This is a genomic window from Enterobacter sp. RCC_40 (assembly GCF_041360735.1).
Taxonomy (GTDB): domain Bacteria; phylum Pseudomonadota; class Gammaproteobacteria; order Enterobacterales; family Enterobacteriaceae; genus Enterobacter; species Enterobacter ludwigii.
This window is the reverse complement of sequence record NZ_JBFUPR010000004.1, coordinates 185791-202511: the sequence shown is the minus strand read 5'-3', so window position 1 is coordinate 202511 and position 16721 is coordinate 185791. Positions and strand designations below refer to the sequence as shown.

At 56.4% G+C, this 16721-nt stretch carries 13 protein-coding genes; 6 read left to right on the top strand and 7 right to left on the bottom strand.

The window, feature by feature from the left end; translation table 11 throughout:
• Positions 1-81 precede the first annotated feature (81 nt).
• Positions 82-1431, bottom strand: a complete 1350-nt coding sequence (qseC, locus tag AB6731_RS15560) for a quorum sensing histidine kinase QseC (protein WP_121339833.1) — start codon at positions 1429-1431, stop codon at positions 82-84.
• Positions 1428-2087, bottom strand: a complete 660-nt coding sequence (qseB, locus tag AB6731_RS15555) for a quorum sensing response regulator transcription factor QseB (RefSeq protein ID WP_020883652.1) — start codon at positions 2085-2087, stop codon at positions 1428-1430. Before qseB ends, qseC begins: the two co-directional genes overlap by 4 nt.
• Positions 2088-2225: 138 nt before the next feature.
• On the opposite strand from qseB, the gene AB6731_RS15550 reads away from it, so the two are divergent.
• The 4 genes from AB6731_RS15550 (at position 2226) to ftsP (ending at position 7378) form a co-directional block, all read left to right on the top strand.
• Positions 2226-2627: a YgiW/YdeI family stress tolerance OB fold protein gene (locus AB6731_RS15550; protein WP_020883653.1), complete on the top strand. Its 402-nt coding sequence runs from the start codon at positions 2226-2228 to the stop codon at positions 2625-2627.
• Positions 2628-2745: 118 nt separating this feature from the next.
• The gene (gene parC, locus AB6731_RS15545) at positions 2746-5004 is read left to right on the top strand and encodes a DNA topoisomerase IV subunit A (RefSeq protein WP_014171622.1); all 2259 of its coding nucleotides are present in this window, start codon (positions 2746-2748) and stop codon (positions 5002-5004) included.
• Positions 5005-5168: 164 nt separating this feature from the next.
• Positions 5169-5906 (top strand): 1-acylglycerol-3-phosphate O-acyltransferase, encoded by a 738-nt coding sequence (plsC, locus tag AB6731_RS15540; RefSeq protein ID WP_020883654.1) that lies wholly within the window; start codon positions 5169-5171, stop codon positions 5904-5906.
• A gap of 59 nt (positions 5907-5965) precedes the next feature.
• Positions 5966-7378: a cell division protein FtsP gene (ftsP, locus tag AB6731_RS15535; protein ID WP_020883655.1), complete on the top strand. Its 1413-nt coding sequence runs from the start codon at positions 5966-5968 to the stop codon at positions 7376-7378.
• Positions 7379-7411: 33 nt separating this feature from the next.
• Here ftsP and AB6731_RS15530 read toward each other — a convergent pair whose 3' ends face one another.
• Positions 7412-8887 carry a TrkH family potassium uptake protein gene (locus tag AB6731_RS15530; protein WP_014171619.1) on the bottom strand — a complete coding sequence of 492 codons (1476 nt, stop codon included), beginning with the start codon at positions 8885-8887 and terminating at the stop codon, positions 7412-7414.
• A gap of 200 nt (positions 8888-9087) precedes the next feature.
• Between AB6731_RS15530 and AB6731_RS15525 the strand changes: the two genes are divergently transcribed.
• Positions 9088-11259 carry a YgiQ family radical SAM protein gene (locus AB6731_RS15525; RefSeq protein ID WP_020883656.1) on the top strand — a complete coding sequence of 724 codons (2172 nt, stop codon included), beginning with the start codon at positions 9088-9090 and terminating at the stop codon, positions 11257-11259.
• Between the two features lie 35 nt (positions 11260-11294).
• Here AB6731_RS15525 and dkgA read toward each other — a convergent pair whose 3' ends face one another.
• Positions 11295-12122, bottom strand: coding sequence for a 2,5-didehydrogluconate reductase DkgA (dkgA, locus tag AB6731_RS15520; RefSeq protein WP_371006534.1), 828 nt, complete (start codon positions 12120-12122; stop codon positions 11295-11297).
• Positions 12123-12227: 105 nt separating this feature from the next.
• On the bottom strand, positions 12228-13391 hold the full coding sequence (yqhD, locus tag AB6731_RS15515; protein WP_020883658.1) for an alcohol dehydrogenase: 1164 nt from the start codon (positions 13389-13391) through the stop codon (positions 12228-12230).
• 195 nt (positions 13392-13586) lie between these two features.
• Between yqhD and AB6731_RS15510 the strand changes: the two genes are divergently transcribed.
• Entirely contained in the window at positions 13587-14486 is a 900-nt protein-coding gene (locus AB6731_RS15510) for an AraC family transcriptional regulator (protein WP_138614632.1), read from the top strand.
• Between the two features lie 47 nt (positions 14487-14533).
• On the opposite strand, the gene yghB is transcribed toward AB6731_RS15510, so the two are convergent.
• The gene (gene yghB, locus AB6731_RS15505; RefSeq protein ID WP_014171613.1) at positions 14534-15193 is read right to left on the bottom strand and encodes a DedA family general envelope maintenance protein YghB; all 660 of its coding nucleotides are present in this window, start codon (positions 15191-15193) and stop codon (positions 14534-14536) included.
• Between the two features lie 149 nt (positions 15194-15342).
• Positions 15343-16530, bottom strand: coding sequence for a cystathionine beta-lyase (gene metC, locus AB6731_RS15500; protein ID WP_371006533.1), 1188 nt, complete (start codon positions 16528-16530; stop codon positions 15343-15345).
• Between the last annotated feature and the right edge of the window lie 191 nt (positions 16531-16721).

The following is a 16721-nucleotide window of genomic DNA, read 5'->3' as shown; positions in this document are numbered from 1 at the left end:
TGGCGAGGATTCTACGCGCGCGAGCGATGCGGTTAAATGAGCAAAATGTGCAAAGTCTTTTGCATTAAACGCAATAATGCCTTACCAGCTGACCTTCACTTCGAAGCCGCCTTCTGCCGCATTGCCCAGCGCGACGCGCATACCATGCAGGGCGGCAATGCGCCTGACGATAGATAACCCCAGGCCGCTACCCGTTGCATCCTGTCCCGGTGGCCGATAAAAACGCTCGCCAATACGCGCCAGCGCATCGGTGGAAACACCGGGGCCGGTATCACGCACGGTAAAACGCCGGCTATCCAGCGTGACGTCCACCACGCTGCCATGCGGGCTATAACGCACGGCGTTGTCCAGCAGGTTACGCACCAGCAGGCTCAGCAGCAGCGGCTGGCCCTGGCGTGTGACCTGTGGGGCATGAATGTTCAGGCGAATATCAATCCCGGCCTGCTGTGCCGGATGCCAGATATCCAGCACTGCCGACTGCAGGAGATCGGCCATCACGATCGGTTCGATATCGTCGAGGTTATCCAGCGAGTCCAGACGCGACAGCGTAAGGAGCTGATCCACCAGCCGGGATGCGCGATCGATACCCGCATGCAGCTGCGCCAGCGCTTTTTGCTGCGCCTGCGGATCGTCCTGATACAGTTGCGCCACGTCGGTTTGCACCTTCAGGGCCGCGAGAGGGCTGCGTAGCTCGTGCGCGGCATCTGAGGTAAAACGACGCTCGCGAGTCATCATCTCCTGGGTTCGCGTGAACAGATGGTTCAGCGAGTCGAGCAGCGGGCGCACCTCAGTGGGAACCCCCTGAGTCGGAAGCGCGTCGGTGGCATCCGGTGAGCGGGAGCGCAGGGTCTGCGCCAGTTTTTTTAACGGTTTCAGTTCCCGGCTCAGCAAAACGATCAGCAACAGCAGCATCAGGGGCAGCGCCACCAGCCACGGGGTCAACTGGGAGCTGACCACATCTACCGCCATCTCCTGGCGATACTCCCACTCCTGGCCGACCACCACGCGGTACTTCCCGTCGGGTGAGGTGAGCCATAAAAAACGCCACTCGTCGTTGTCGCCCTGTAGCCGTCCATTATCAAACCCGTCGCGGCGATAGTGGTACGGAATGTCCCGCCCGTTTTCGCCGTCATTTAACATCATCTTGCCGTCGGTGGCGTAGATGGCGAAGGCCAGCGCGTCGTCATCCAGACGACCATGCTTCGCTTTTTTGGGGATCTCACGCATCCGTTCGGGGGCCCGGATCTCATCCAGATCCATGGTCAACAGGCGTTTGGCAAACAGCATCTGCTGCGTATCGAACAGCTTATCCAGCGTGTGGGTGGTCTGCTGCCAGGCGACCAGGCTTGCGGCAAACCACGCCGTCAGCGACAGCACTAAAAAGAGGAGCGTCAGGCGCAGCTTCAGGCTCAGGCGTTGGGTCAGTTTCATGCGTCACCCAGGGTATAGCCGATACCGTGCACGGTGCGGATAAATTCGCTGCCCAGTTTACGACGAAGATGGTGGACGTGGACTTCAACGGCGTTGCTGGAGACGTCGTCGTCCCAGGTGTAGAGCTTTTCTTCGATCAGCTTGCGCGGCAGCACGCGGCCCGCGTTACGCATCAGCAGCTCCAGCAGGGCGAACTCTTTCGGCTTGAGCGTCAGCGTTTCGCCGTCCAGCGTGGCCACGAGACTGGAGGGATCGAGCGTGACCTTTCCGTGGTGCAACTCGCTGCGGGTCTGGCCGTGGCTTCGGCGCACCAGCGCCTCAAGGCGGGCAGCCACTTCGATCAGTGCAAAGGGCTTGCACAGGTAATCATCCGCCCCCAGACGCAGCCCTTCGACACGCTGGTTCAACGCATCCCGCGCCGTCAGAATCAATACCGGCTCGCGGCGTCCGCTTTCGCGCCAGGCGCGCAGAATCTCCAGTCCGTCGATTTCCGGCAGCGTCAGATCCAGCACTACGGCATCATACGGTGCAGAATGAAGCGCGGTCTGGCCGGTTTTTCCGTCGGTGAACCAGTCCACGCTAAAGCCCATTTTGCTTAAACCCGCCTTGATGCCATCGCCGATCAACTTGTCGTCTTCAACCAGTAAAATGCGCATGTTCCCTCCTTGATAACGTCAGTAAACCCTCTGCATCAGCCTGCTGTACAGTAATAATAAATAAATTTTTCCCTTAAGAAGTTGTTAAGGTTTACCCTGTTAAATGGACTGCGAAACCACATTAAAGGGAGAGTTAATATGAAAAAATTCGCTGCGATTGCCGCCATCATGATGATGACCACTGCCCCTGTTTTTGCTGCACAGGGCGGATTTAACGGCCCCTCTGCCGCACAAACCCAGGCCCAGACGCAGGCGGGCGGTTTTGTCGATAATGACGCGAACCTCACCACCGCGGTGAAAGTGAAGGACATGAAGGACGACAGCTGGGTGAAGCTGCGCGGGAACATCACTCAGCGCCTGTCTGATGACCGCTACACCTTCCGCGATGAGACCGGTACGGTTAACGTGGAGATTGACCACAAGCGCTGGAACGGCGTGACCGTAACCCCGCAGGATAAGGTGGAAATTCAGGGTAAAGTCGATAAAGAGTGGAACGATTTTGAAATCGACGTGAAGCAGGTTATCAAACTGAACAAATAACCCCGAAAGGGCCGCGGATGCGGCCCTTTTTCTTTGTGACTCAACACGCCAGATAAGGTAGTATCTGCGGCAATATTGCCTGAAACCTTTCGGTTTCTGAGTTGAGGAATCACACATAATGAGCGATATGGCAGAGCGCCTCGCGCTACATGAATTCACGGAAAACGCCTACCTGAACTACTCCATGTACGTCATCATGGACAGGGCGTTGCCGTTTATCGGGGATGGCCTGAAGCCCGTTCAGCGCCGCATCGTCTATGCGATGTCCGAGCTGGGGCTGAATGCGACCGCCAAGTTCAAAAAATCCGCCCGTACCGTCGGTGACGTACTGGGTAAATACCATCCGCACGGCGACAGCGCCTGTTATGAAGCGATGGTGCTGATGGCACAGCCGTTCTCTTACCGTTATCCGCTGGTGGATGGTCAGGGAAACTGGGGGGCGCCGGATGATCCGAAATCCTTCGCAGCGATGCGTTATACCGAATCCCGTCTCTCCCGCTACGCTGAAGTGCTGCTGGGCGAGCTGGGTCAGGGAACCGTGGACTGGGTGCCAAACTTCGACGGTACGATGCAGGAGCCGAAAATGCTGCCTGCGCGTCTGCCGAACATCCTGCTGAACGGCACTACCGGTATCGCGGTGGGTATGGCGACGGACATTCCTCCGCACAACCTGCGTGAAGTGGCGAAAGCCGCCATCACCCTGATTGAACAGCCGAAAACCACGCTGGACGATCTGCTGGATATCGTGCAGGGGCCGGACTACCCGACCGAGGCCGAAATCATCACCTCGCGCGCGGAAATCCGCAAAATCTACCAGAACGGCCGCGGCTCCGTGCGCATGCGTGCAGTGTGGACCAAAGAGGACGGCGCAGTGGTCATCACCGCGCTGCCGCACCAGGTCTCCGGCGCGAAAGTGCTGGAGCAGATTGCCTCCCAGATGCGCAATAAAAAGCTGCCGATGGTGGATGACCTGCGCGACGAATCCGACCACGAAAACCCGACGCGTCTGGTGATCGTGCCGCGTTCCAACCGCGTGGACATGGAGCAGGTGATGAATCACCTGTTTGCCACCACCGATCTGGAAAAAAGCTACCGCATCAACCTGAACATGATCGGCCTTGACGGTCGTCCGGCAGTGAAAAACCTGCTGGAGATCCTGAGCGAATGGCTGACGTTCCGCCGCGATACCGTTCGCCGCCGTCTGAACTATCGACTGGAAAAAGTGCTTAAACGCCTGCACATCCTTGAAGGTTTGCTGGTGGCGTTCCTCAATATCGACGAAGTTATTGAGATTATCCGTTCCGAGGACGAGCCGAAGCCGGCGCTGATGTCGCGCTTTGGCATCAGTGAAACCCAGGCCGAAGCGATCCTTGAGCTGAAACTGCGTCATCTCGCCAAACTCGAAGAGATGAAGATCCGCGGTGAGCAGAACGAACTGGAAAAAGAGCGCGATCAGCTGCAGGCGATCCTCGCGTCCGAACGCAAGATGAACAACCTGCTCAAGAAAGAGCTGCAGGCTGACGCCGATGCATTCGGTGACGACCGTCGTTCTCCGCTGCATGAGCGCGAAGAAGCGAAGGCGATGAATGAGCACGACATGCAGCCATCTGAGCCGGTCACCATTGTGCTGTCTCAGAGCGGCTGGGTGCGCAGTGCTAAAGGTCACGATATCGACGCGCCAGGGTTGAGCTACAAGGCGGGCGATAGCTTTAAAGCCGCCGTGAAAGGTAAGAGCAACCAGCCGGTCGCCTTTATCGACTCGACGGGGCGCAGCTACGCCATCGACCCGATCACGCTGCCTTCTGCCCGCGGACAGGGCGAACCGCTTACCGGTAAGCTGACGCTGCCGCCGGGTGCGACGGTTGACCATATGCTGATGGAAGCCGATGACCAGAAACTGCTGCTGGCGTCTGACGCGGGGTACGGCTTTATCTGTACCTTTAACGATCTTGTTTCCCGCAACCGTGCCGGTAAGGCGCTGATCAGCCTGCCTGACAACGCGCATGTGATGCCGCCGCTGGTGGTGGAAAACGATAGCGATATGCTGCTGGCGATCACTGCCGCCGGACGTATGCTGATGTTCCCGGTCAGCGACCTGCCGGAATTGTCAAAAGGCAAGGGCAACAAGATCATCAGCATCCCGTCAGCGGAAGCGGCGAAAGGGGTAGATGGTCTGGCGCACCTCTTTATTCTGCCGCCGCAGAGCACGCTGACCATTCATGTCGGCAAACGTAAAATCAAGCTTCGACCGGAAGAGTTGCAGAAAGTGGTGGGCGAGCGCGGTCGACGCGGCTCGTTGATGCGCGGCCTGCAGCGTATTGACCGCGTGGAGATTGACTCTCCTGCGCGCAGTACCGCGGGCGACAGCGAAGAGTAACGCCGTTATCTCCCCCTCTGTTCCGGAGGGGGAATTTCAATAAAATTTCCCGTAAAATCGTTGTTAATTCGTGCGTTGCGATTAACAATACGCGCTCGTAATAAAGTCCTTACCTGGCCACAGGTGAAGTATAATTGTCAGCTGTCAGGGCTTCAGAGGTCGCTATGCTATTCATTGTTCGTTTAATTCTTACCATTATTTACTGCATTCTGGTCTGTATTTTCGGCTCTATTTATTGCCTGTTCAGTCCGCGCAATCCGAAACATGTCGCCACCTTTGGCCATATGTTCGGCCGCCTTGCGCCGCTGTTTGGCCTGAAGGTTGAAAAACGCCTGCCGGAAGGGGCTGAGAACTTCGGTAACGCCATCTTTATCGCTAACCATCAGAACAACTACGATATGGTGACGGCCTCCAACATTGTTCTGCCACCGACCGTGACCGTGGGCAAAAAGAGCCTGCTGTGGATCCCTTTTTTCGGCCAGCTGTACTGGCTGACCGGTAACCTGCTGATTGACCGTAACAACCGCGCGAAAGCGCACAGCACTATTGCTGAAGTGGTTAATCACTTCAAAAAGCGCAGGATCTCAATCTGGATGTTCCCGGAAGGGACGCGCAGCCGTGGTCGTGGCCTGCTGCCGTTCAAAACCGGTGCGTTTCATGCTGCAATTGCGGCAGGTGTTCCAATTATTCCTGTGTGTGTTTCCAATACTTCTAATAAGATTAATCTTAACCGCCTGAATAACGGGCTGGTGATTGTCGAAATGCTGCCGCCGGTGGATACCAGCAAATACGGTAAAGATCAGGTTCGCGAGCTGGCAGCACACTGCCGTGAACTGATGGCTCAGCATATTGCGCTGCTCGACAAAGAAGTCGCAGAGAGAGAAGCCGCCGGTAAGAAGTAAGCCGGCGTTAAAAGGGAAAACGAATTCCCGCGTTGTTAGTCGTTTCAGATGGAGCTTATATGTCATTCAGTCGGCGTCAGTTTATTCAGGCTTCCGGGATCGCCCTTTGTGCGGGTGCGCTGCCGCTGACAGCCAACGCCGCCGGGCAGCAACAGCCGCTGCCCATTCCGCCGTTAATAGAATCCCGTCGCGGGCAGCCGCTTTTCCTGACGCTACAGCGCAGCCACTGGTCCTTTACCCAGGGCACGCGTGCGCCGGTGTGGGGCATTAACGGGCGTTACCTTGGGCCGACCATACGCGTGTGGAATGGCGATGACGTTAAGCTGATCTACAGTAACCGTACGACAGAAAATGTCGCCATGACCATCAGTGGTTTACAGGTGCCTGGCCCGCTGCTTGGCGGCGCGGCGCGCATGATGTCGCCTAACGCTGACTGGGCGCCCGTTCTGCCGATTCGTCAGAGCGCGGCGACGCTCTGGTATCATGCCAATACCCCTAACCGCACGGCCCAGCAGGTGTATAACGGCCTGGCCGGCATGTGGCTGGTGGAAGATGAAATCAGTAAATCCCTGCCAATCCCGAACCACTATGGCGTGGATGATTTTCCGGTCATTATTCAGGACAAACGGCTGGATAATTTCGGCACGCCGGAATACAGCGAGCCGGGCAGCGGTGGCTTCGTTGGCGATACGCTGCTGGTTAACGGCGCGCAAAGTCCGTATGTCGAAGTGTCGCGCGGATGGGTACGTCTGCGTCTGCTGAACGCCTCTAACTCGCGCCGCTACCAGCTGCAAATGAGCGATGGCCGCGCGCTACACGTCATCTCCGGCGACCAGGGCTTTTTACCGGCCCCGGTTTCCGTGAAGCAGCTGGCGCTGTCGCCAGGCGAACGCCGCGAAATCCTTATTGATATGACCAACGGTGATGAGGTGTCGATCACCTGTGGCGAAGCGGCCAGCATTGTGGACCGCATTCGCGGTTTCTTTGAGCCGTCGAGTATCCTGGTCTCCACCCTGGTGCTGACCCTGCGTCCTACCGGCCTGCTGCCGTTGGTGACCGACAGCCTGCCGATGCGCCTGCTACCGCAGGAGATCATGAGCGGTTCGCCGGTGCGCAGCCGCGATATCAGCCTGGGCGACGATCCGGGGATCAACGGTACGCTGTGGGACGTTAATCGTATCGATATTACCGCGCAGCAGGGTACCTGGGAGCGCTGGACGGTTCGCTCGGACATGCCGCAGTCGTTCCATATCGAAGGGGTGAGTTTCCTGATCCGCAACGTCAATGGCGCGATGCCGTTCCCCGAAGACAGGGGCTGGAAGGATACCGTCTGGGTGGATGGGCAGGTTGAACTGCTGGTCTACTACGGACAGCCTTCGTGGCCGCACTTCCCGTTCCTGTTCCACAGCCAGACGCTGGAGATGATGGACAGGGGATCCGTCGGCCAGATGCTGGTCAACCCGGCACCCTAAACCACGATACGATTCCCGGTTCGCCGGGAATGTTTATGCCCGCCAGAAAAAGCGTGAGCACAGGATCAGTACCGGATAAATTTCCAGACGCCCCATAATCATCGCCGCACACATCAACAGCTTGGCCTCGTCTTTTAGCGTTCCGAAGGTTGACGCCGTTTCGCCGAACCCCAGCCCCATATTGTTAATACAGGCCGCAACGGTGGCAAATGACGTGAACAGATCGTATCCCAGCAGGTTCAGCGCCCAGACGAAAAAGCCCGTTATCATCACGTAGAGAAAAAAGAAGCTCCACACCGAGCGCAGAACGCGTTCATTCACGACGCTTTTGCCGACCTTAATGCTCAGCAGCGCGCGCGGATGCGCAAGTTGATTCATCTCCTGAATACACTGCTTAAACATGATGAGAAAACGCAGCGCTTTGATCCCGCCGCAGGTAGAGCCGACGCAGCCGCCAAAAAAGCTGGCGCTCAACAGCAGGAAAATGGTGTGGGGAGGCCAGTGAGCGTAATCGGCCGTCGAAAGACCGTTGTCGGTCATCATGGAGCTGGCCAGAAAGAAGGCATGTACCAGGCTGTCGGTACCGTTGTACATCCCCGCGTGCCACACCTGCCAGGCGGTGATGGCGATAATGACGGTGGCGGCACCAAGAAAGAACTTCACCTCCGGGCTGCGCCGAATCGGTTTCAGCGTGCGGCGCGCGATGACGACATACCAGAGGGTAAAGTTAAACGCGGAAAGCAATGAAAAAGCCCCGGCGACAAGCTCAATCGCGTGGCTGTCGTAAAACCCGATGCTCTCACTTCGGGTTGAAAACCCACCCAATGAGACGGTGGAAAGCCCGTGACAGACGGCGTCAAAAAAGGGCATGCCCGCCAGCCAGTACGCCAGCGTGCAGACCAGTCCCAGCGCCAGATAGGTTACCCACAGCGTACGCGCGGTATCGGCGAGTCGGGGCGTCAGGCGCTCCTCCTTAAACGGCCCAGGCATTTCCGACTGATACAGCTTCATGCCACCGATACCGAGCAGCGGCAGGACCGCGACGGCCAGTACGATGACCCCTAATCCGCCAATGAAATTGAGCTGAGCGCGGTAATAAAGGTACGACTTCGGCAGGGCACTGACGTCTCCAATCACCGTCGCCCCGGTGGTGGTGATCCCTGAGACCCCTTCAAAGAGCGCATCGGAAAAGGAGAGTTGCAGACCGTCATCCATCCATAACGGCATGGCGCTAATCAATGAAAACAGCAGCCAGAACAGAACGATAATCACGAAACCGTCACGGGTGCGCAGCTGTATACCGGAATGACGTGTTGCCCGCCAGGTGAGTCCGCCAAGGGTAAAAAAGGTCAAAAAGGTGGTTAAAAAAGCAAAGTAGGTTCGCTCTTTATTCAGCAGGGCGATAACCATCGGCGGCAGCATGGACAGGCTGTACAGAAGAACCAGAAAACCGCAGAGGTGAAGCACAACCCGCAGCTGGGACACATGTAACGAATCGTTGAACTTCACAAAGAAACTCCGTGCCAGAATGCATCCCGGTAACTGATTACCGCAAGATATAGTGGATATTATGATCCAAAATTAACAGTGCGCTGTATTTTAACGGCTTCCAGGATTTTCTGTTTACTTCTTGCATCCTTTTCTTCAAATCCGGCAGACTAACAGCGTATAATCCCGCTCCTTTTGTCTATTTTTTCTTCGGAAGCACTATGAGCGCAATTTCCCTGATCCAGCCGGATCGTGACCTCTTCTCCTGGCCCCAGTACTGGGCGGCCTGCTTTGGACCGGCACCGTTCCTGCCGATGTCCCGGGAAGAGATGGACCAACTGGGCTGGGACAGCTGCGATATCATTCTGGTGACGGGCGATGCCTATGTCGACCACCCGAGCTTTGGCATGGCTATCTGTGGCCGTATGCTTGAAGCGCAGGGCTTCCGGGTGGGGATCATTGCCCAGCCTGACTGGAACAGCAAAGACGACTTTATGCGTCTGGGGAAACCCAACCTGTTCTTCGGCGTGACCGCAGGCAACATGGACTCGATGATCAACCGCTATACCGCCGACCGTAAGCTGCGTCATGACGATGCCTACACGCCGGATAACGTCGCGGGTAAACGTCCTGACCGCGCGACGCTGGTCTACACCCAACGCTGCAAAGAAGCCTGGAAAGACGTGCCGGTTATCCTGGGCGGCATCGAGGCGAGTTTGCGCCGTACCGCGCACTACGACTACTGGTCAGACACCGTGCGCCGTTCGGTGCTGGTGGATTCCAAAGCCGATATGCTGATTTACGGTAACGGTGAACGTCCGCTGGTGGAAGTGGCGCACCGTCTCTCACAGGGTGAGCCGGTGAGCAGCATCCGCGACGTGCGCAACACGGCGATCATGGTGAAAGAGGCGCTGCCGGGCTGGAGCGGGGTGGATTCCCGTATCATTGATATGCCGGGTAAAATCGACCCGATCCCGCACCCGTACGGCGACGATCTGCCGTGTGCGGATAACAAACCGGTAGAGCCAAAGAAAGCCGAAACGAAAGCTATCGTTGTTCAGCCGCCGCGCCCGAAACCGTGGGAAAAAACCTACGTGCTGCTGCCTTCCTTTGAGAAGGTCAAAGCCGATAAAGTGCTCTACGCGCATGCGTCCCGTATTTTGCACCACGAAACCAACCCGGGCTGCGCGCGTGCGCTGATGCAAAAGCACGGCGAGCGCTTTATCTGGATCAACCCGCCGGCAATCCCGCTTTCCACCGAAGAGATGGACAGCGTCTTCGCGCTGCCGTACAAACGCGTGCCGCATCCGGCATACGGCGAGAGCCGAATCCCGGCGTATGAGATGATCCGTTTCTCAATAAACATCATGCGCGGCTGCTTCGGCGGCTGCTCCTTCTGCTCCATTACCGAGCACGAAGGGCGCATTATTCAGAGTCGCTCCGAAGATTCGATCATCAATGAGATCGAAGCCATTCGCGATACCGTGCCTGGCTTCACCGGGGTGATCTCCGATCTGGGCGGCCCGACTGCGAACATGTACATGCTGCGCTGTAAGTCACCGCGCGCGGAACAGACCTGCCGTCGTCTGTCGTGCGTGTATCCGGATATCTGTCAGCACATGGATACCAACCATGAACCGACGATCAACCTTTATCGTCGTGCGCGTGACCTGAAAGGGATCAAGAAGATCCTGATCGCCTCCGGGGTACGTTACGATATCGCCGTGGAAGATCCGCGTTACATCAAAGAGCTGGCGACGCATCACGTGGGTGGCTACCTGAAAATTGCCCCTGAGCATACCGAAGAAGGCCCGCTGTCCAAGATGATGAAGCCGGGTATGGGCAGCTACGATCGCTTTAAAGAGCTGTTTGACACCTACTCGAAGCAGGCGGGTAAAGAGCAGTATCTGATCCCATACTTCATCTCCGCGCACCCTGGCACGCGCGATGAGGACATGGTGAACCTGGCGCTGTGGCTGAAACAGCGTCGCTTCCGTCTGGATCAGGTGCAGAACTTCTATCCATCACCGCTCGCAAACTCAACGACCATGTATTACACCGGCAAGAACCCGCTGGGTAAAATTGGCTATAAGAGTGAAGATGTGGTGGTGCCGAAAGGGGATAAACAGCGCCGTCTGCATAAAGCACTGCTGCGCTACCACGATCCGGCTAACTGGCCGCTGATCCGTCAGGCGCTGGAAGATATGGGTAAAAAGCATCTGATCGGCTCGCGCCGCGACTGCCTGGTGCCTGCGCCTACGCTTGACGAGATGCGTGAAGCGCGCCGCCAGAACCGCCATACGCGCCCGGCATTGACCAAGCACACGCCGATTGTGCATCAGCGTTCAAACGGTAACGCCAGTGCGAAGAAACCCGTGAAACGTAAAGCGTAAAAAATAAAAACCCCGGCGAGCCGGGGTTTTTTTATTCACCCGCCAAACTGATCGGGATCCGGGCCTAAACGCTTGCCCTTGTCCAGCTTCGCAATTTCACTCAGTTCATCTTTATCCAGGCGGAAATCCCAGACGTCGAAGTTCTCAGCGATACGCGATGGCGTGACCGATTTCGGGATCACCACCAGGCCGTTGTCCAGATGCCAGCGAATAACGATTTGCGCCGGCGTCTTGCCGTATTTATCCGCGAGATCGCGAATAATTTTCTGGTCGAACACCCCTTCACCGCCCTGTGCCAGCGGGCTCCAGGACTCGGTCTGGATCTTGTGCGTGGCGTTCCAGGCGTGAAGCTGACGCTGCTGCATCAGCGGGTGCAGCTCAATCTGGTTGATAACCGGCGCGACACTCGTCTCGTCAATCAGGCGCTGCAGGTGGTGAACCTGGAAATTACACACGCCGATGCTTTTCACCAGCCCTGCCTGCTGCAGCTCAATCATCCCTTTCCAGGCGTCAACATAGTGATCGATAGCCGGGACTGGCCAGTGCATCAGATAGAGATCGACGAAATCGAGCTGGAGTTTGTCCAGACTCTCCTGCAAGGCTTCGCGGGGGCGTTTTTGATCGTCGTTCCACAGTTTGGTGGTAATGAAAAGGTCGTCGCGGGGCATGCCAGCGCTGGCCAGTGCCTTACCCACGCCGTCCTCATTTTTGTACGCGGCGGCGGTATCAATCGACCGATAGCCGACTTCCAGTGCTTTATGAATGGCGGAGACGACCTCGTCGTTACCGGCTTTCCATACACCTAGCCCCAACTGGGGCATCACGTTGCCATCCTGCAGCTTGATTACGGTTTGGTTTGCCATTTTTCCTCCTTCAGGTGCTCATCGTCGGAGGGAACCCCCGACGATGTGGTGTGCATTAAGTCTGGACGAAATGTCAAAAAACGAAAGGCGGGATGTCAAAAACGCTTAGCGTGCCGCTTCGTAGATACGACGGCTCACTTCCAGCGTAATGTCGCCGTGCTCACCCAACTGGGTCATACCGTGTTCTTCAAGTTTCGCCAGCAGGGCAGGGATGGAGCTGCCATCCAGACCATAGCCGGACAGACGCGTTGGCACGCCCAGACCTTCAAAGAAGCTGCGGGTTGCTTCAATAGCCGCGTCGATACGCGCATCGTCAGAACCTTCGGTGATGTTCCACACGCGCTCAGCGTATTGCAGCAATTTAGCGCGTTTGGTATCACGTTTTTCGTTCCACAGTGCAGGCAGGACGACGGCCAGCGTTTGTGCGTGATCCAGACCGTGCATGGCCGTCAGTTCGTGGCCCAGCATATGGGTTGCCCAGTCCTGCGGCACGCCGGCACCGATCAGACCGTTCAGCGCCTGGGTTGCCGCCCACATCACGTTGGCGCGCACATCGTAGTTTTCCGGTTCTTTCAGCGCTGTCGGACCGTCTTCAATCAACGTCAGCAGAATGCCTTCCGCGAAGCGATCCTGAATTTTGGCATCTACCGGGTAGGTAACGTACTGCTCAACGGTGTGCACAAACGCATCGACCACACCGTTCGCGACCTGACGTGCAGGCAGGGTGTAGGTGTAAACCGGATCGAGGATGGCGAATACAGGTTGAACGTGATCGTTCATAAAGGCCTGCTTATCACCCGTGGTTTTACGGGAGATAACGGCACCTTTGTTGGATTCAGAACCGGTCGCAGGCAGGGTCAGCACGGAACCCATTGGGATCGCGCTTTTGATATCGCTGCCGCGGGTTTCCAGAATGTGCCACGGGTCAATACCGTCCGCGTAGTGCGCCGCAGCGGCGATGAATTTGGTGCCGTCCAGAACGGAGCCGCCGCCGACTGCCAGCAGGAAGGTGACTTTTTCATCACGGGCGATCTTGACCGCGTTCATCAGTGTTTCATAAGACGGGTTAGGCTCGATACCGCCGAACTCACGCACGTCCAGACCTTCCAGCGCGCTGTAAACCTGATCCAGTACGCCGGTTTTTTTCACGCTGCCGCCACCGTAGGTGATCAGTACGCGGGCGTCAGCGGGGATCTGTGCGCGCAGGTCGGCGATAGCGCCTTTACCAAACAGAATGCGGGTTGGGGTGTGGAGATTAAAATTATTCATTGCTCGTTCCCTTATGTGGGTGAAAAACCGTGGTGGCGCTGAAGGCGACCTGATGCTGCACATTGTGGCCGTCCGGGGCTATCCTCTCAATGCACATTCCTGCCGATGTCTTGCCCATTTCTACAGAACGCTGGAGAAAACACGGTAAACTGCGCACACTGTTAACGTCGGAAACCGTAGCCGGAGTAACGTAAAATGAACCGTGAAGCGATCTGCCTTCAGCTTACTGCGCAGATTAAAAGACTGATTGATAAAGAAAATGGCGTCGGTGACATGTTGCCTGACATTCGTCTTCTGTATGGGACGCAGCCAGGGACACGCACACCGGTCATGTACCAGCCGGGCATCGTTTTTCTCTTTTCAGGCCATAAAATTGGCTATATCAATGAGCGCGTGTTCCGGTATGACACCAATGAATATCTTCTGCTCACAGTACCTTTACCCTTTGAATGTGAAACTTTCGCGACAGAAGCGGTACCGCTGGCGGGCATTCGTTTAAATGTTGATCTCCTTCAGCTGCAGGAGCTGCTGATGGAGATTGGCGAGGACGCATTGTTCCGCCCGTCGATGCCCGCGAGCGGGATTAACTCCGCGACGTTATCCGAGGAGATCCTCTGCGCCATTGAGCGTCTGCTCGACGTTATGGAACGGCCGCTGGATGCACGCATCCTGGGCAAACAGATTATCCGCGAAATTCTTTACCATGTGCTGCTAGGGCCGGGCGGTGGGGCATTACTCGCGCTGGTCAGCCGCCAGACGCACTTCAGCCTGATTAGCCGCGTGCTCAAGCGAATCGAAAGCCAGTACACGGAAAACCTGAGCGTTGACCAGCTGGCGGCGGAAGCAAACATGAGCGTCTCGGCGTTTCATCATAATTTTAAGTCGGTGACCAGCACCTCGCCGCTGCAGTATCTCAAAACCTATCGGCTGCATAAGGCTCGTATGCTGATGATCCACGACGGCATGAAGGCCAGCGCGGCGGCGATGCGGGTGGGCTATGAAAGTGCGTCGCAGTTTAGCCGGGAGTTTAAGCGTTACTTCGGCGTCACACCGGGGGAAGATGCGTCGCGCATCAGAATGATGCAGGGGACCTGAGGAGAGAGTCCAGCCGGGTAAGCGTAACGTCACCCGGCTTTTTTATATCACGCGCTGCAGTATTTCTTCTTAATCACGACCGCAATCGTCCCGAGCAGTCCCGCGACCAGCAGGAAAAGCGGGAGGATCATCAGGAAGGTCATTACCTGGTCTTCGTGGTGTTTCACAAAGGGGATCATATTCAGCGCGTAGCCAAGCGTGGTCACCACGCCTACCCACAGCAGGGCGCTCAACCAGTTGAAGAACTGGAAGCGGCGGTTTGACAGCCCGGAAATGCCTGCCATGGTCGGCAGCAGCGTGCGAACAAACGCCAGAAAACGCCCGGCCAGCAGCGCCAGCAGACCGTGGCGGTCAAACATGCAGGTCGCACGTTGATGATATTTATGCGGTAACTGCGCCAGCCAGCCTTTCACGACGCGCGTATTGCCGAGCCAGCGGCCCTGCAGATAGCTCAGCCAGCAACCGAGGCTGGCAGCGGAGGTAAGTATGACCATCGTCGGCGTGAAGTCCATGACGCCTTTACCGATTAACGCCCCGGCCAGTAAAAGCAGGCTGTCACCGGGTAAAAATGAGGCTGGCAGTAATCCATTTTCCAGAAACAGGGTTGCGAACATCACGAAATAGACGATACCTACAACGTGAGGGTCCGCCAGCGCGGCAAAATCGTGTTGCCAGAGTGCCGCAATAATATCTTGAATAACAGCCATGGACTTTCCTGTGGAACAGCAGATGCAGATATAGCGCTATTGTACTCCCTAATTCGCCCGTGGGGTTTGATCGCGGGCGCAACTAATGCAGACTTTTCTGGTGGCAGTGTTCACAAAAGCGTCCAGGGAGTACATTTTCAGCATGCACTCTACACGATACGTTCAAACCCTGCCGCTAAATCCGCAATTAAATCGTCAACATCTTCTAAACCAATATGCAGTCGGATCAGCGTGCCGCTGAAAACCACTTCTCCACCGGGGCGCAGAGCCGCAATTTGCTCCGGCTGGTTAGGCAGGATCAGGGATTCAAACCCGCCCCAGGAGTAAGCCATGCTGAAGAGGGTAAAATGATCCAGGTAGTTCGCCAGTTCGTCGTTATTGAGCCGTTTTTTAAGAACAAATGAGAACAACCCGCTACTGCCCGTAAAGTCACGTTGCCAGAATTCATGGCCTTTGCTGCCCGGAAGCGCCGGATGGTTAACGCGCTCGACCTGCGGGTGCCGGGCCAGCCATTCGGCCACCTTCAGACTGCTTTCATGGTGCTGACGCAGGCGCACTCCCAGCGTACGGATACCGCGGCTGGTCATGTAGGCCGTATCCGCATCCACCATCTGGCCCATCAGGTAGGCATTCTCCCGAAGTTGATCCCAGCAGCGCGCGTTGGATACGGCAGTACCGATCATGCCATCAGAGTGGCCAATCAGATATTTGGTCGCGGCCTGAATAGAGATATCAATGTCGAATTCCAGCGCCCTGAACAGCACGCCCGCCGCCCAGGTGTTGTCGATCATGATGATTGCCTCGGGGGCTTTGCTGCGCACTGCTTTCACAATAGCCGGGACGTCGTGCACTTCCATGGTGATAGAGCCTGGGGATTCCAGAAACACAATGCGCGTGTTCGGCTGGATAAGTTCAGCGATACCTTCGCCAATCAGCGGATCGAACCAGCCGGTGGTCACGCCGAGCTTGCTGAGGATTTTAGTGCAAAAATCCTGGCTTGGTTCATAAGCGGTATTGGTCATCAGGATATGGTCGCCCTGTTCCACAAACGCCAGAATGGTATTGGCGACTGCCGCCGCACCACAGGGGAACAGGGCGCAGCCCACGCCGCCTTCCAGTTCGCACATGGCTTCCTGAAGTGAAAAATGGGTTAGCGTGCCACGACGGCCATAGAACAGCCCGCCTTTGGCGCGGTTGCGCGTGGCGATTTTTTTATCCTCGACGGTATCAAATACCAGCGAGGAGGCGCGTTGAATCACGCTGTTGACCGATCCCTGGGTGTATTTTTTGCTGCGTCCTGCCTGTACCAGCGTGGTATCAAGATGCTTCTTTGTCATGTTCGCTAACCCTGTTTTTATACGTCTGGACGTCCAGACTACCACGATTGTAAAAATCTGCACCCGGGGGCTTATCGAATAAGCAGAAAATATTAGCAAAAATACGCATAAGAAATTTTTACTGCGTAAGCGCAAGGAAAGTGAACGAAAATTACGGCAGTATGTAAATACTAATGAGAACTACTATCAAT

Coding starts and splice junctions, on each gene's coding strand:
- AB6731_RS15525 (WP_020883656.1), top strand. CDS start 9,088: ATGAGCGCAATTTCCCTGATCCAGCCGGATCGTGACCTCTTCTCCTGG.
- qseB (WP_020883652.1), bottom strand. CDS start 2,087: ATGCGCATTTTACTGGTTGAAGACGACAAGTTGATCGGCGATGGCATC.
- yghB (WP_014171613.1), bottom strand. CDS start 15,193: ATGGCTGTTATTCAAGATATTATTGCGGCACTCTGGCAACACGATTTT.
- ftsP (WP_020883655.1), top strand. CDS start 5,966: ATGTCATTCAGTCGGCGTCAGTTTATTCAGGCTTCCGGGATCGCCCTT.
- metC (WP_371006533.1), bottom strand. CDS start 16,530: ATGACAAAGAAGCATCTTGATACCACGCTGGTACAGGCAGGACGCAGC.
- qseC (WP_121339833.1), bottom strand. CDS start 1,431: ATGAAACTGACCCAACGCCTGAGCCTGAAGCTGCGCCTGACGCTCCTC.
- yqhD (WP_020883658.1), bottom strand. CDS start 13,391: ATGAATAATTTTAATCTCCACACCCCAACCCGCATTCTGTTTGGTAAA.
- AB6731_RS15510 (WP_138614632.1), top strand. CDS start 13,587: ATGAACCGTGAAGCGATCTGCCTTCAGCTTACTGCGCAGATTAAAAGA.
- AB6731_RS15550 (WP_020883653.1), top strand. CDS start 2,226: ATGAAAAAATTCGCTGCGATTGCCGCCATCATGATGATGACCACTGCC.
- dkgA (WP_371006534.1), bottom strand. CDS start 12,122: ATGGCAAACCAAACCGTAATCAAGCTGCAGGATGGCAACGTGATGCCC.
- parC (WP_014171622.1), top strand. CDS start 2,746: ATGAGCGATATGGCAGAGCGCCTCGCGCTACATGAATTCACGGAAAAC.
- plsC (WP_020883654.1), top strand. CDS start 5,169: ATGCTATTCATTGTTCGTTTAATTCTTACCATTATTTACTGCATTCTG.